Annotated in this window: 11 protein-coding genes; 7 read left to right on the top strand and 4 right to left on the bottom strand. The window is 51.6% G+C overall.

Going from position 1 to position 14,830, the window contains the following annotated elements; translation table 11 throughout:
* Nucleotides 1–64 precede the first annotated feature (64 nt).
* Complete coding sequence (locus BQ8794_RS00905; RefSeq protein ID WP_244554816.1) at nucleotides 65–1,015, top strand: COG3904 family protein; 951 nt, start codon at nucleotides 65–67, stop codon at nucleotides 1,013–1,015.
* A gap of 78 nt (nucleotides 1,016–1,093) precedes the next feature.
* Nucleotides 1,094–2,629, top strand: coding sequence for a hypothetical protein (locus BQ8794_RS00900; protein ID WP_077371760.1), 1,536 nt, complete (start codon nucleotides 1,094–1,096; stop codon nucleotides 2,627–2,629).
* Nucleotides 2,630–2,946: 317 nt separating this feature from the next.
* Here BQ8794_RS00900 and BQ8794_RS00895 read toward each other — a convergent pair whose 3' ends face one another.
* The gene (locus BQ8794_RS00895; RefSeq protein WP_077371757.1) at nucleotides 2,947–3,177 is read right to left on the bottom strand and encodes a hypothetical protein; all 231 of its coding nucleotides are present in this window, start codon (nucleotides 3,175–3,177) and stop codon (nucleotides 2,947–2,949) included.
* A 371-nt stretch (nucleotides 3,178–3,548) separates the two neighbouring features.
* Nucleotides 3,549–4,022 carry a hypothetical protein gene (locus BQ8794_RS00890; RefSeq protein ID WP_077371754.1) on the bottom strand — a complete coding sequence of 158 codons (474 nt, stop codon included), beginning with the start codon at nucleotides 4,020–4,022 and terminating at the stop codon, nucleotides 3,549–3,551.
* A 370-nt stretch (nucleotides 4,023–4,392) separates the two neighbouring features.
* Here BQ8794_RS00890 and BQ8794_RS00885 point away from each other — a divergent pair, with 370 nt between their 5' ends.
* From BQ8794_RS00885 to BQ8794_RS00865, 5 genes are all read left to right on the top strand, one after another.
* Nucleotides 4,393–6,822, top strand: coding sequence for a DEAD/DEAH box helicase family protein (locus BQ8794_RS00885; RefSeq protein WP_143744419.1), 2,430 nt, complete (start codon nucleotides 4,393–4,395; stop codon nucleotides 6,820–6,822).
* Nucleotides 6,823–6,931: 109 nt separating this feature from the next.
* Nucleotides 6,932–8,758, top strand: a complete 1,827-nt coding sequence (locus BQ8794_RS00880) for a type I restriction-modification system subunit M (RefSeq protein WP_077371748.1) — start codon at nucleotides 6,932–6,934, stop codon at nucleotides 8,756–8,758.
* Nucleotides 8,755–10,065, top strand: coding sequence for a restriction endonuclease subunit S (locus BQ8794_RS00875; protein ID WP_077371745.1), 1,311 nt, complete (start codon nucleotides 8,755–8,757; stop codon nucleotides 10,063–10,065). Before BQ8794_RS00880 ends, BQ8794_RS00875 begins: the two co-directional genes overlap by 4 nt.
* Nucleotides 10,062–13,190: a type I restriction endonuclease subunit R gene (locus tag BQ8794_RS00870; protein WP_077371742.1), complete on the top strand. Its 3,129-nt coding sequence runs from the start codon at nucleotides 10,062–10,064 to the stop codon at nucleotides 13,188–13,190. The genes BQ8794_RS00875 and BQ8794_RS00870 overlap by 4 nt, the downstream gene beginning before the upstream one ends.
* A 52-nt stretch (nucleotides 13,191–13,242) precedes the next feature.
* Complete coding sequence (locus BQ8794_RS00865) at nucleotides 13,243–13,731, top strand: hypothetical protein (RefSeq protein WP_143744418.1); 489 nt, start codon at nucleotides 13,243–13,245, stop codon at nucleotides 13,729–13,731.
* Nucleotides 13,732–13,957: 226 nt separating this feature from the next.
* Here the strand turns inward: BQ8794_RS00865 and BQ8794_RS34300 are convergent, their stop codons facing one another.
* Together BQ8794_RS34300 and BQ8794_RS00860 are read right to left on the bottom strand one after the other, a co-directional pair.
* Nucleotides 13,958–14,158: a hypothetical protein gene (locus tag BQ8794_RS34300; protein ID WP_143744417.1), complete on the bottom strand. Its 201-nt coding sequence runs from the start codon at nucleotides 14,156–14,158 to the stop codon at nucleotides 13,958–13,960.
* Between the two features lie 21 nt (nucleotides 14,159–14,179).
* Nucleotides 14,180–14,740 carry a recombinase family protein gene (locus tag BQ8794_RS00860; protein ID WP_077371736.1) on the bottom strand — a complete coding sequence of 187 codons (561 nt, stop codon included), beginning with the start codon at nucleotides 14,738–14,740 and terminating at the stop codon, nucleotides 14,180–14,182.
* Nucleotides 14,741–14,830: the final 90 nt, after the last annotated feature.

Here is a 14,830-nt window from a genome sequence, read left to right as displayed (position 1 = left end):
TTATCCCATCCTGAACTTCGGGATGGGTTTTTGATTTCAGCGTTCAGTCAAACTGAGATAAAGTGTGGTTCAGAAGTGGGCTTTGGGGGGTGAATTGAAAAAATCGGGATGGTTGGTGGGGATGTACCTTTTGATGGGTACAGCCCACGCAGCGGTGATCGAAAAGATACCACAGGCCGCCGGTTCACCGGACCTGATCGTAATAACGGGCGTTATCGAATCAAGCGATGACGCTCAATTCAACCAGATAGCTGCGACAACTGGACAAGCCGTCGTCCTTCTCAATAGCGGGGGAGGTTCGGTTCTGCCTGCCCTCGAAATAGGCCGGGCTATTCGGCTTAAGGGTTTCGCTACCGCTGTGGCGAATGAAACTCTCTGCGCCTCTGCATGTGCTTTGACATGGCTTGCCGGCGCACCACGATTAGCGGGCGAAAGTGCCAACATTGGCTTCCACGCATCTTACGTAGTCAATGATGGGACGGCGAGCGAGAGCGGCGTCGGGAACGCTCTGATTGGCGCCTATCTGAACCAAATCGGATTGTCGCAGGATACCATCGTGTTTGTCACTACTGCGCCGCCTGATGGGATGGCTTGGCTGTCAGGAGAGAAGGCGAGCGAGCTCGGCCTTCAGTTCGCCTCGTATCAAACGAACGCTATGTCGTCAGATACTGTTGAGACGCAAATCGCTCCCGAGCCATACGATCCAATGAAGGTGGTCGCTGCCTTTTACAATGCGCTGTCGAATGCTGATGGCGTCTCCGCTTCGGCGCTGGTTATTCCGGAAAAGCGTGGCATTGGTCCGTTCAACGAAGCTTCGATCCACTCGTTCTTCGGGGGCCTTTCCACTCCGCTGCGCCTCGAATCGATTGCAAGGCATGGGGCCGATAAGACTGTCGTCACATACACATATGCCCGTTCGGATGGTTCGGTCTGCAAGGGCAAGTCAGAGGTGCAGACGATCTACAAGTACGGCAAGACCCTGGTCAGCAAAATTCGAGCCTTTAATGGATGCTGACTGTCAGGCATCAGGCTCGTAACCCGCACCTGTCGAAAACAGATTGCCGCTACCCCTACGGAAAACAACACGCCCACCATGAAGAAATTTCTGCGCAATCATCGCCGCCTACGCAATCGTCTGGCATCAGCGCCGCTGCTTGAATCGTTGGAAGTCATCCATGCCTACATGGTGTTCTTTCAGTTTGGAACGCCACTTCCTGCGTGGATCAAACCCATAGAAAATTTCGAGACCAGAGACAAAATCGAGTTGGGGCTTTTTGAATGGGAACTGGACATCCTTTGTCGTGAATTGCTGCGTTACGCTTCACGGTGGGGAACTCGAAACTTTGCACATTGGGATGGGCTGGCCGACGCTATAAACCACATGAAGGAGATTCATGGCGATGTTCAGAATGCCTATTCGGACATATTGGACACGAAGATCATGTCCGAAGTATTCCGGATTCAGAACCAACAGTTTCCATGGCAGACGAAACCAAGTAGCCGCTGGCTTGTGCGGTATCTAAAGATATTTGGTATGAAAGAGTTGGACGAAATGATCGTCCAGAAGGTCGGATTGCCAATCGAGAAGATTTTAAGAATAGGTATGGCCTTCTTTGCGATCTATATGAAGAACTTTTCTCAAAGTATTCCGATTAAAGTTGATAATAATTTTGCAACTGCCGAAGAAATGTCAACCTTTGTAATGCATTTTTCGAGTCAGTTTTGGAACTTATTTGAGGAGGCAGAAAGCACCGGAAGTATGGGAGAAGATTTTATTTATGTTAGGAATCCATTGGTCGTTAAGCCCCTCATACTTCACGATCTAAATGGGTCAGTGGAGCTTGTATGCCCTGTCCCAAACTACCTTATCCGAAGAGTATCGGAAGGGTTATATTATGAGATATGCGCTCTGCCGAATTTCTCAGAGTTTTTTGGGCCTGCTTTTCAGAGTTATGTTGGCGAGATGTTTGAAGCGGCAAATAGGGCTGGGACGTTCGGAATTACGCCGGAGGTAACCTATATTTCTGGCGGCAGTCCCAAACACACAATTGATTGGATTGTTTCCGACAAAACGGCCCATTTGTTCGTAGAGTGCAAAACGAAGAGAATTACATATCTCGCCAAAACCAAGATTCTTGACAGTTATTCGCTCGACGCTGATGTAAAAGAATTTGGCAAGGCAGTAGCACAGACCTATAAATCCTTGCAGGCTGCGCTCGATGGAGAACACCCACTTTGGAAAAACGACAACACACCGATTTATCCTATCGTTGTAATGCTGGAAGATTTCTATGCGGTAGGACTATACGAACCAATTCGGAAGGTTGCCGTTGAGAATCTTGAAAAATCCGGGATCGATACGAAGCTAATGGAGCAATACCCTTTCACGCTGACATCGGTGTGGGATCTAGAGCTTGCCGTATTGATTATGTCGGATGTCGGGATTGAAACGTTCATGGGCAAGAAGGTCGATGGCGAGTCCAAGGAATGGGACTTGCAGGTCTACACGATGAACAATTTCAAGGATAAACTTAGAGGACTGAACGGCAGCCTATTCCCGAAGGAGATGGATCGTATTTTCTCGGGCCTTGCCGAGACAAAGAGCGACGAGGCGGTGGCGAACTCGTAGAGTCGGTCGCATGGCGTGAGCGTGGGAGTGCTAAGCCGGCAGCGACATTCGAAGTTCGAATGCGCTATCGTGCAGAACCCACTTTGCATGATATTTCGATGCGTAGTGCACCGTGTTGGCAAGGTGCTGGTGCGTTTCATCCGCTGCCAATCTGTCTCAGTCGACCTGACTTCTCGGACCATCTCTCAAAGCCCTTTACAATGGCCGTAGGGACGCAACAGACGGCATGCCTGTTGGCATGGATTGAAGACTGTCAGCCGCATCCTAGCCGGCAGACTAGCTGACGGGGCAGGCGAGAACGGATCAAGAGCATATTCCTATGCGCCGGGCTCGCTGAACCCACGCCAAATCCAGTCAATTATTACCCAAACGACTGCCGCAGCAAACAGGAGCATCAGAAACTCCATGGTCGCAAGCCTGTAGGCTTCAACTCGCCGGTCGTAGCTGGCCTTCGATATAAAGGACAGCAGCGGGTGCACCACCAGCACCAATTCGGCTGCTACCACGCCGATAATGTAGATCCGCTTGAAACCCTGTCTGACGTTCATAACGCTGCCCCTCATTGATCAGGACAGCCTTACACCAGCGGTCATATCAGTGGATAGGTGCAGCGGCACTGGTTGCTGTGAGGGATTCAACGAAATCAGAAATCCGAGTTGACGGTTTTGCGTGTCGAAATTGGGTTGCAACTCTGCATCCGTCCATCTTGTCAGTTATCGGCTTTGGTCTGGCTGGCGCTTTGTCTGGTCTTATGGCGTTGTTCGTACTGAGTTTCCATCAGGCGCAGATGGTAAATTGGTGGGACAAGCTGTTTCCCGAAAATTGGAACTATTCAAGAAATCGGTGGCAATGTTCTTTATCCAGACGCTCTTTCTCATGCCTGTAACGATCGTCTGTCAAGGTTGGAATTGTGGCTAATTTATCGGTGACCATTGGAGGGTTTGGCAGTCTTCTCTTTAACTTCAATCCAACGCTCCTGAAAACAGCCATCATCGCCTGTGGCTTTCGGAAAATCTGAAAGATTATTCAACACCCTTAGTCCGCCTTCCATCAAGTCTGTATAATCATCTGGTGATAGTTCGATGATATTCCGTTCCTCGATGCATTCGAGGCTATCATTCAGCCACTCGATAGAATTGCGGATATCCCGCAATGCATTTTTGGCAAGAGTTTGGTTGCTATACCTCGGCATTATCTTTGTTTCCTTTTTAATTGGCTTTTTGGAATCTCGTTCCCCAGTTTCGGGAAGCTCACGTTCAATCCATGGGGGAATATAGCCCCACGGATTTTCTCTCAGCATTCTGTCAGCCATGGCGGTGGTGGCTACTTCACCATCGCCAAGATTGGAATTGCGAGCGTTCAAGGCCGGTATGTGGCGTTTGGCGTCCACCATTCAAGTATAAAAAATCGACAGCCACGAAAAAAAGAATTTTATTCTATCACTTTATACATTTTGCAAATATTGGAGGATTCGATATCGAATCGCAGAGTTACGGGATATTCCTAGGATAGAAATCTACGAAAGTGGCAAAAATTAGGATAATGCGGGCCAACGTCAGGATTGTCGAGCCCATGCGGGACTTGAAATTCCGTCAGAATGGGAGCATCTGCATGTTGTTGTTGTTGATGATGTGTGCCTTACTCGTCGATATTGATGGATTCTGTCTTAGCGACGTAATTACAGAGAAGTTTATATAGCAAACTTTGTTTGCAAAGGACGCCATCATTTCTGGCGAAAGCTTGTCATTTTGAAGAGAGAGATTGTGAAAGTTCGTTATTTGAATGCGCCTGCCGGGTCGGGCAAATCCTATCAAGCTATTTCGACACATGCGGTCCATCTGGCCCTGCATGGCGAACGGGTTGTGATCGCCATGCCAACGAAACAGGTCATTTCAGAAACGATGGGAAGGCTTGATCTGAGCGGTAACAACGTTCGGATATTCTCCGTTGTGAGTGAAACCGATCACGACACGACCAGTGTCGCCAGCAGGCTCGTTTGCAAACTTCGTGAACCATCGAGCGGCGGCGAAATCGTCTTCATCACCCACGCCGGTTTGATGCTGCTGCCCTATGCCGGCCAACTGGATTGGCATTTGATTGTCGACGAGGCGCCCACCATTCACTCCAGCATCGATCCGTTGATTGATGACGAGCTCAGGCAACTGGCGAATGCCGGCGATTTCCATCCCAGCCCCTTCGAGGGCCTACGAACCTTCAAGCTCTCGAACCACCCAGAGAAGGTTCTAACCTTTCCAAGAGATTCTGAAAACAGAGGCAAGATCCACGAACTGGCGTGGGCAGCCTTTTCGAAACATTCTCTTGTTCTTGTGCCGGATGCTTCGGCACAGACGTTGAGTTCGTCGGATTTGGAGATCCGGAGATTCCAAGCCTTTTCGCTTGTCACGCCAAGGTTAGTGGAACGCTTCGAGAGCGTTCTAATGTTGAGCGCCAATTTTCAAAACACTCTGCCCTTTCAGCTTTGGACCAAGCACGGCGCTCGCTTTGTCGAGGATCAAAATCTGGCTAGCGGATTAAGATTCCGAAAGCATGATGGAAGCCGAGCGACGATCAGCTACGTTGCCGAACGGGACTGGTCCAAGCAGCTTCAGGATCGCCCATTACAGGATGGTTCTGGATGCACGATTCATGCTCGGATCGTGGAGAAAATATCACAATTCTTCGAAAGCCGGCCATTCCTTTGGGTAGGCAACAAGAGGTTTGGCAATCTCTTTTCGGCCAATGAAAACGCCGAACGGCTGCCAAGTGTCTCTCATGGACTAAATGCCTATCATCACTTCAACAATGTCGTTTTCCTCTCGGCCTTGAATCCTAGCCCTGCGGAATTTTCATACTTCAAACAGTTGGGTCTGACGGAAAAACAGGCGAAAGCAGCTCGCTTCCACGAAGCCGTCTATCAAGGGGTTATGAGGTGCTCGCTCCGCACGCAGGACGATTCTCGTCCTGTTCAGATTATTGTTATGGATCGGGCAACAGCAATTTATCTGCATGAATTGTTGCCGGGTTCAACACTCCAGAAACTGGATTGGATTCCGATTGGAGACACGATCAAAAAGTCGGCTGGCCGACCCAAAAAACACGTGGATCCTGCAGCAAGGAAACGGGCCAGCCGAAGCCGGCAGAGGGCCATCAAAGCTCATGATTGCCTCGTGTCACAAGCAAATGCGCTGGTTCTGTCGGACCACTTCGCCTCCAATGGCGGTCACGAAATTCCTATAGAGTCTATTGGACAAAACGTGACCAAGTGGTTTTGGGGAATGCAATTCCAAACGATTACAGCGGCAATAGCCAACGATAGTTTCTGGTTCGAAACGCCGGATGGCTTTGTGGCTGATCTTCAACGCATGGCCGGACAGCGCATCACATCAAAGGACGAGCGTTCACTCATTAGCCCCGCATACTTCAATCCGGACAAGGTCGAGGAAACCGACAGGGGCAACGCCAATATCGAATTCCTACGGGGAATTTGGTTGGATAATGACGGTGGAGGCATTCCACCGGATGAGGTTCCAAAGCTCTTTCCGGGACTCCAAGTTGTGATTTTCAACTCCTTTAACAGCACGAAAGCGTGCCCTCGCTACAGGGTGTTCATTCCGACGACTGCGGTCTTCGGCCTCCAAACCCACGACACGATAATCAACGAGATCTGGTCACGATTTCATGAGGCCGGATACGAGGCGGACACATCTGATCAATGCGGAGATGGCCGTCGGTTTCACGGATTTGACCGAAGCAAAAAGTCTGCGTCGAGCGTGTTTTATCTACCGTCGCAGGCAGCCGATCCGTGTGGGAATATATTCCTTTCGTGCAATGCTAGCGACAGGAAGCCATTGGAGCCGAGAGACTGGATTAGAAGATACCATCGAGAGCCAGAAATCCTGATCGAGAAAGCCGTTGGCGACGAGACGGACCCCTCAGTTAATTGGGCAAAAGTGGAGGCTGCGAAAGCGGCATGGCGTAATTCGCCCAAAACGCCCGGAAGCGGGAACGGCCATTTTTTCAAACTGGGCCTGAAGCTACAGGCGGCTGGCATGTCGCTGACTGAAATTGAAGTTCAGCTTCACCAAGAAGCTATTTTTGCACGGAGCCCAATGAAGCGTCGCCGGCGAATTCCATCCATCATAAGCTCTCTGAAAATTTATACGATGGACCAGAAAACCCGGAAGGCAGCATAGTCGTAACCTCCGGGTCAGTTTCAGGCAGTATCATTCATGCTGGATCGGCTTGCTGCGATGTGTTGCGGCTGGTTCAATAGCCGTTCTGCCAAACTGGTCCGGAGTCATCATGAATCACCAAACCCTTTCATCGTTCATCTGGTCAGTGGCCGATCTGCTCCGGGGAGACTATCGACAGTCAGATTATGGAAAGGTCATCCTGCCGTTTACGGTTCTCAGGCGATTGGATTGTGTTCTCGAGTCAACAAAGGCGGCGGTTCTGGCCGAGTTTGCGGAAAAGACGAAGGCCGGGCTGAATCCCGATCCGTTCCTGCTCAGGAAGTCGGGGCAGAGTTTTTACAACACGTCCGAAATGGACATGAAGAGGCTGTTGGGTGATCAGGACCACATCCGTGAAAACCTATTTGCTTACATCCAAGCCTTTTCGCCGGAAGTCCGAGACATCTTTGAACGGTTCGACTTCGCCACTCAGGTCGAACGTTTGGGGAAGAACAGGCTGCTCTATCTGGTGGCCGAGAAATTCGCCGGCATCGACCTGCATCCGGAGCGGGTCAGCAACAGTCAGATGGGGCATGTTTTCGAAGAACTGATCCGGAAGTTCGCTGAAATTTCCAACGAGACCGCTGGGGAGCATTTTACACCCCGTGAAGTGATCCGGTTGATGGTCAATCTCATCTTCGTGGAGGATGACGACGCATTGTCGAAGCCGGGTGTCGTTCGCACGATCTATGACCCAACTGCCGGCACCGGCGGTATGTTGTCGGTGGCCGGCGAGCATCTTGAGGAAATGAATCCGCAAGCTCGACTGACCATGTTCGGACAGGAGCTCAATGATGAGTCCTATGCGATCTGCAAGGCAGACATGCTCATCAAAGGGCAAAATGTGGCCAACATCGTCTCCGGCAATACGCTCTCCGATGACGGTCACCATAGCAAGAAATTCGACTACATGCTGTCCAATCCACCTTTTGGCGTTGAATGGAAAAAGGTCGAAAAGGAAGTTCGTCGGGAACATGAAAGCCAAGGCTACAACGGTCGCTTTGGTCCGGGACTTCCGAGAGTGTCGGATGGCTCACTTCTATTCCTAATGCACCTGCTTTCGAAGATGCGACCAGCTTCCGAAGGTGGTTGCCGCTTCGGCATCGTTCTGAACGGTTCGCCATTGTTTACCGGCGGGGCTGGCAGTGGCGAAAGCGAAATCCGCCGTCATTTGATGGAAAACGACCTGGTCGAAGCGATCATCGGGTTGCCGACCGATATGTTCTACAACACCGGTATTTCCACCTACGTCTGGATCGTATCGAACCGAAAGCCGGACCATCGCAAGGGCAAGGTTCAGTTGATCGATGCATCCTCTATGTGGCGGAAGATGCGAAAAGGCCTCGGATCGAAGCGCCGGGAGATGAGTGATGATCAGATCGCTTCGGTGACGAACCTCTTTGGTCAGTTCGTCGAGGCGCAGCTGGCGACAGTGTTCGGCAAAGAAGTCAGCGACGCAGTAGTGCAGATTGGAGAACCTATCCCCGTCGCTCCGGAAGGTGGCAGTGTGAAGCTTGCCCCTGTATCCCGCATCTTCAACAATAAAGCCTTCGGCTATCGAACGATCACCGTCGAGCGTCCACTACGAGACGATAATGGGAAAATAGTCCTAGTCCACAAAGGTAAACAAAAAGGCAAACCTCAGGCCGACTCGTCGCTGCGTGACACCGAAAACGTGCCGCTAACGGAGGATATTGAGAGCTATTTCAAGCGGGAAATTTTGCCCCATGCGCCCGATGCGTGGATCGATCACGACAAAACAAAGATCGGGTATGAGATTCCATTTAGCCGGCACTTCTATGTTTTCGAGCCGCCAAGGTCTTTGACCGAAATCGATGCCGATCTGCAAAGAGTCACCGGGCGGATTAAGGCAATGATTGAAGGTTTGGCGGCATGAGTTTTCTAGGATACAAGAACTACAAAAGTACAGGAGTTGATTGGTTAAGAGAGGTGCCAAGTCACTGGCAAATTCGGCGAATCAAATCTCTGTTCGAGATTAAGAAATCCATCGCAAACGCAGATGGATTTGATGTTCTCTCCGTTACGCAGGGAGGGTTGAAGGTTAAAAACATTGAAAGTAATGAGGGGCAACTTTCAATGGATTATTCGAAATATCAAGTCGTCGAACCCAATGACTTCGTCATGAATCACATGGATCTGCTCACTGGGTCTGTCGACATTGCCAGCGTTAATGGGGTTACAAGCCCGGACTATCGTGTATTTACTCCGAAGTCTGATCAAGTATGCGATCGGTTCTTTCTCTATCTATTTCAAAATGGGTATAGGCAGAAGATCTTTTACGCCTTTGGCCAAGGATCGTCACAGCTTGGCCGTTGGCGGATGCCAACGAAAAGCTTCAATGATTTCGTTTTCCCATTCCCGCCTCCCCAAGAACAAGCCGCTATCGCAGCCTTCCTTGACCGGGAAACCTCAAAAATCGATGCGCTGGTTGCGGAGCAGAAGCGGCTGATCGAACTGCTGGGGGAGAAGCGGCAGGCCGTTGTTTCTCATGCCGTCACCAAAGGCCTCATTCTTAATGTTGGGATGAAGGATTCAGGCGTTGAATGGTTGGGTGAAATTCCCGAACATTGGCAAGTCTACCGTCTGGGGGACCTGTTTGGTGAATCCATGGAAACGGGTGATGAAACGTTGCCAATTCTAAGTGTATCAATTCACACCGGTGTTTCTGATAGGGAGCTTGATGAAAGAGACTTCGATCGTAACGTCACCCGCAGCGAGGACCGGACAAAATACAAGAGCGTCCAACCCAACGATCTGACTTACAATATGATGCGTGCTTGGCAGGGCGGATTTGGCACGGTCCTCATTAACGGTATGGTAAGCCCGGCCTATGTTGTTGCCCGGCCCAAACGAAATTTCTTCACGGCTTTTGTTGAGCAGCAGCTGCGGACGCCTCATGCGATTGAAGAAATGCGCAGACATTCAAAGGGAGTGACCGACTTCCGACTTCGACTTTATTGGGATGAATTCAAATCCCTAAGAGTCGCAATTCCAGATATGGGAGAGCAGGCGACTATAGTTGGTTTCGTGGCAGCCCAAACTCAGACCATTGGTGCGCTGAGCGCAGAGGCGGAAGCCGCAATCACTATTCTTCAAGAGCGTCGTTCCGCCCTGATTTCCGGAGCCGTCACGGGAAAAATCGATGTGCGTGATCGAGTACCGCAACAGGTAGCTGCGGAATGACCCTTCACAAAGAAATCAGCTTCGAAGACGAAATCTGCGCAAACCTTTCTGCTCATGGATGGCTTTCCGATAGCGGCAGCGCCAATTTTTATGATCGAGGCCGTGCTCTGTTTCCGTCCGATCTCATAGGTTGGATTCAGGAAACGCAGCCAAAAGCATGGGAAACTCTCGTCAAGAACCATGGCGCCTCTGCCGAATCCGTCATGTTCGATCGCATTCGTAAGCAGCTTACCGATCGTGGTACATTGGATGTGCTACGCCACGGTGTTGAGTTGATCGGCCTGAAACAGCCTTTGTCGCTGGCTCAGTTCAAGCCGGCGATGACAATGAATCCCGAGATTGTGGCCAAATATCAGGCCAACAGGCTTCGTGTCGTTCGACAGGTACGGTACTCGAAATCCAATGAAAATTGCCTAGATCTGGTGCTGTTCCTCAACGGCATCCCGGTCGCCACTGCCGAGTTGAAGACCGACTTCACACAGACCGTTGACGATGCCGTCGACCAATACCGGTTTGACCGAAATCCGAAGCCAAAAAGCCAATCGCAAGAACCACTTTTGAACTTTCCGAGCGGGGCATTGGTTCACTTCGCTGTCAGCAACAGCGAAGTTCATATGACTACGCAACTAGAAGGACAAGCGACCCGCTTCCTGCCCTTCAACTTGGGTGACAACGGTGCCAAGGGCAACCCGGTCAACCCGCATGGCCATCGCACCAGCTATCTATGGGAGCAGGTTTGGCAGCGAGAAAGCTGGCTCGAAATCATTGGCCGATATCTGGTCACGAAGCGGGATTCGAAGAAGCGGATCATCGGTGTGATATTCCCCCGCTACCATCAATTGGACGCTACCAGAAAACTACAGCAAACCGTGTTGTCCGAAGGGGCCGGCGGCAAGTTCCTGATTCAACATTCGGCAGGGTCTGGAAAAACGAATTCGATCTCGTGGTCGGCTCATTTTCTAGCCGATCTGCATGACGACAAGAATGAGAAGCTTTTTTCCACCATCATCGTGGTTTCCGACCGCAACGTCATTGATTCACAGTTGCAGGAAGCCCTGTTCGATTTTCAACGGACCACCGGCGTGGTGGTCACCATCAAGAGCGAAGGAGAAAGCAAAAGCGGGCAATTGGCCAAGGCGCTGAATGAAGGCAAGAAAATCATAGTCTGCACCATCCAAACTTTTCCGTTTGCGTTGGAGGCGGTTCGGGAATTGGCCGCAACTCAAGGCAAGAAATTTGCCGTCATCGCCGATGAGGCGCATTCGTCACAGACCGGTCAGGCGGCCTCGATGCTGAAGCAAGTTCTTTCGCCGGAGGAAATGGCCGAATTGGGTGACGGCGGCGAGGTCAGCACAGAAGATATGCTGGCGGCCCAAATGGCGGCACGGGCGAATGAAAAAGGCATCACGTATGTTGCCTTCACCGCCACTCCGAAGGCAAAAACGATGCAGTTGTTCGGGCGGCTCCCGAAGCCGAATGAGCCTGTTGGTTCCGACAATCTCCCTGCACCCTTTCATGTCTACTCGATGCGGCAGGCCATCGAGGAAGAGTTCATTCTCGATGTCCTTAAGAACTACACGCCCTATCGGCTGGCTTTCAAATTGGCGAATGGTGGCAAGGAATGGGATGACAAGGAAGTTGAACGTGATGCGGCTCTGAAGGGCATCATGCAATGGGTTCGGCTTCACCCCTACAACATCAGCCAGAAGGTTCAGATTGTCGTCGAACATTTCCGGGAGAACGTTGCTCCTCTGCTCGATGGCAAAGCCAAGGCGATGGTGGTTTTGGCGAGCCGGAAAGAGGCAGTCCGCTGGCAGATCGCCATCGAAAAATACATCAAATCCAAGGGCTATAGGATCGGAGCGTTGGTAGCGTTTTCCGGCGAGGTTGACGACAAGGAAAGCGGTCCCGACCCATTCACGGAAAACAGCAAGGAGCTAAATCCGAACCTTAAGGGAAGGGAAATCCGGGAAGCCTTTGCCTGCGAGGAATACCAGCTGCTCCTGGTGGCCAACAAATTCCAGACTGGTTTCGATCAGCCGCTTCTGTGTGGCATGTATATCGACCGGCGGCTCGCCGGGATTCAGGCGGTGCAAACCCTCTCCCGGCTGAATCGTTCTCATCCCGGCAAAGATACGACCTACATCCTCGATTTCGTGAACAGTTCGGACGAGATCCTTGCGGCCTTTCGAACCTACTACGACACAGCGGCACTGGAGGCTGTTACCGATCCGAACCTTGTGTTCAACCTCCGGGCCAAGCTGGATGCCAGCGGCCACTATGACGATTACGAAGTGGATCGGGTGGTTAGGGTGGAAATGGACCCCAAAAGCCGGCAAGGCGACCTTGTGGCGGCTTTGGAGCCTGTGGCTGACCGATTGCTCAAGAAATTCAAAAGCGCTCAGGAGGGGCTCCAAATCGCCTTGGACAAGGGGGATGAAAAGGCAGCTAAGGGCGCACGTGACGAAATCAATTCGCTGATCCTGTTCAAAGGCGACATGGGAGCCTATCAGCGGCTCTATAGCTTCCTGTCGCAGATATTCGACTACGGCAACACCGCCATCGAGAAGCGTTTCATCTTCTACCGGCGGCTGGTTCCGCTGCTGGAATTTGGCCGGGAACGGGAAGGCATCGACCTCTCAAAAGTGATCCTGACCCACCACAATCTGAAATCTCAGGGCCGACTGCCGCTGTCGGTCAACGAGGGCGAGAAGGAGAAGCTTGCACCGCTTTCCGAGGCGGGGTCGGGCGGCGTACAGGACAAGGAAAAGGCGCTCCTTGCCGAAATAATTGCCAAGGTGAATGACCTTTTTGAGGGTGATCTGTCAGACGATGATCAACTGGTTTACGTGAACAACGTGATCAAGGGGAAACTGCTGGAATCTAAAGAGTTGGTTTTGCAGGCCACCAACAACACCAAGGCGCAGTTTGCCAATTCGCCCACGCTGCCGGACGAAATCACGAATGCCATCATGGATGCGCTGGCGGCGCACACCGCCATGAGCAAACAGGCGCTCGAATCCCAAAAGGTGAGGGACGGTATCAAAGACGTGTTGCTTGGGCCGGCGCAGCTTTATGAGGCGTTGCGGGACAAGGGGAGCGCCGAAGTCGTGACAGGGGAGTGAATGAACAAGTTTGCATGCCTGCCTCCCATTTTACTGGAGAGGCCGTGCGGAAGTGTACGCCACCTTCAGATCTGGAAAATTCTTATCGGCAAAATTCAAACGGTGCGGGATGCTAAACGGTGTCATGATTGCACTTAAGGCCAATGAGATCGAGGCCGCAAATCGTGCTGAAGTTACCGCACTTCTGATACGATGCGGCTACCGGGTGTATCGACCGGAGGCTGATGTCTATGGCGAGGACTTGGTCATTCGCACGCCTGAAGGCCATCTAATTCCAGTCCAGCTCAAGGGGCGTCTGTCAGTCGATTTTGTCCGGTACGGCGGGCGTAGCCCAGCAATGTGGATGCTTTTTCCCGACCAGCCCTACAAACAAGATATCAGACGTGATTGGTTTCTCGTACCGCACGATCGACTGTTTGATCTGCTCAAATCGAAACACGGCCATTCAGCAAAGTGGCGAGATATCTGGAATGTGCGCACTGTGTCACGGGATCAACGGGCATTTCTGGACCAATGGAAGCTCTCGACCTTGAACGGCTAAGCTGCCCAGACAAAATTGGTTAGTCCGATCTCCAATCTTGTTGGTTCGTGGTGTTTGCAGACAAACGCCCTCGATAGCGGGACCGGGAGGTTCAGCGCCTGGTCAATTGGATCAAATCCTCCAATCGTTAAGGGGCGACCATGATTTTCAGGATGCGCACGTCGAGCGCCCAATCCAATCACCACCAACCAGGCCAAATTGCCGGCAGTTTCCGCAGTTCCTTACTTCATCGATTTGGGCGGCGCTCATTGTCATTTCTTCCATGGAGAGGCGTTGGCCCTGACGCCCTTCGTTCCTCATTGGCGAAATATTTGTCGAAAGCGTCCATCAAATGTTCGAAACGCTCGACGCCATCCCTCTGATCGAGTTCAGCCAGTGTGAATCCGGGAATCGCCTTTCGTTTGGCCTTGGTTGATTTGCTGTTCATTTTTAATCCGGCTTTGGCTTTCTATTGGGCCGGGGCGTCGGCGATGATCCGGTAAACCGAGGAGCGACCGACTCCGGTTGCCATGGCGATTTCGGATGCGCCTTGCCCGGCCCGATGCAACTCCATGATCTGGTGCGCCTTGCGGCGTGCGGTTGGTGCTCTGCCCCTGAACTTATTTTCAGCCTTCGCCTTGGCGATGCCCTCACGCTGTCGTGCCAGCATGATTTCACGTTCGAACTGCGCAATCGATCCGACGAGGTTCATCAGCAGCCGACCGGTCGGCGAAGTCGTATCAATCGCCATGTCCAAAATCTTCAGACCGACCTGCTTGGCTTCGAGCCGGGCGACGATCTGGCTCAGGTCGGAAACCGAACGAGCAAGGCGGTCCAGTCGGGTAACAACGAGAACGTCGTTCTCACGAGCAAAATCGATTGCCCGCTCTAACTCTGGACGACTGGAATTGACCGAGGAAACCTGCTCGCCAAAAATCTTCTCGCAACCCGCCGCATGTAGGTCACGCAACTGCGCCTCGTAACCCGCAACTTGGTCAATCTGACTTGTCCGTGAATAGCCGACAAACATACCAAATCCTTCCCAATAGCCCCTTAGAGGCTATGGGACATTATTCCTAAAATGTCAATGGAACTCTTGTGGGACACGGATCGTCAGATA

Source organism: Mesorhizobium prunaredense, assembly GCF_900156895.1.
In the GTDB taxonomy this organism is placed as follows: Bacteria; Pseudomonadota; Alphaproteobacteria; order Rhizobiales; family Rhizobiaceae; genus Mesorhizobium; species Mesorhizobium prunaredense.
Note: the sequence above shows the minus strand (reverse complement) of the source record. Positions and strands in the feature narration are given on the sequence as shown.

What these genes read in the sequence shown, in the direction of transcription:
- BQ8794_RS00890 (WP_077371754.1), bottom strand. Translation starts at nt 4,022, where the DNA reads ATGGTGGACGCCAAACGCCACATACCGGCCTTGAACGCTCGCAATTCC.
- BQ8794_RS00860 (WP_077371736.1), bottom strand. Translation starts at nt 14,740, where the DNA reads ATGTTTGTCGGCTATTCACGGACAAGTCAGATTGACCAAGTTGCGGGT.
- BQ8794_RS00870 (WP_077371742.1), top strand. Translation starts at nt 10,062, where the DNA reads ATGACCCTTCACAAAGAAATCAGCTTCGAAGACGAAATCTGCGCAAAC.
- BQ8794_RS00900 (WP_077371760.1), top strand. Translation starts at nt 1,094, where the DNA reads ATGAAGAAATTTCTGCGCAATCATCGCCGCCTACGCAATCGTCTGGCA.
- BQ8794_RS00875 (WP_077371745.1), top strand. Translation starts at nt 8,755, where the DNA reads ATGAGTTTTCTAGGATACAAGAACTACAAAAGTACAGGAGTTGATTGG.
- BQ8794_RS34300 (WP_143744417.1), bottom strand. Translation starts at nt 14,158, where the DNA reads ATGAACAGCAAATCAACCAAGGCCAAACGAAAGGCGATTCCCGGATTC.
- BQ8794_RS00895 (WP_077371757.1), bottom strand. Translation starts at nt 3,177, where the DNA reads ATGAACGTCAGACAGGGTTTCAAGCGGATCTACATTATCGGCGTGGTA.
- BQ8794_RS00880 (WP_077371748.1), top strand. Translation starts at nt 6,932, where the DNA reads ATGAATCACCAAACCCTTTCATCGTTCATCTGGTCAGTGGCCGATCTG.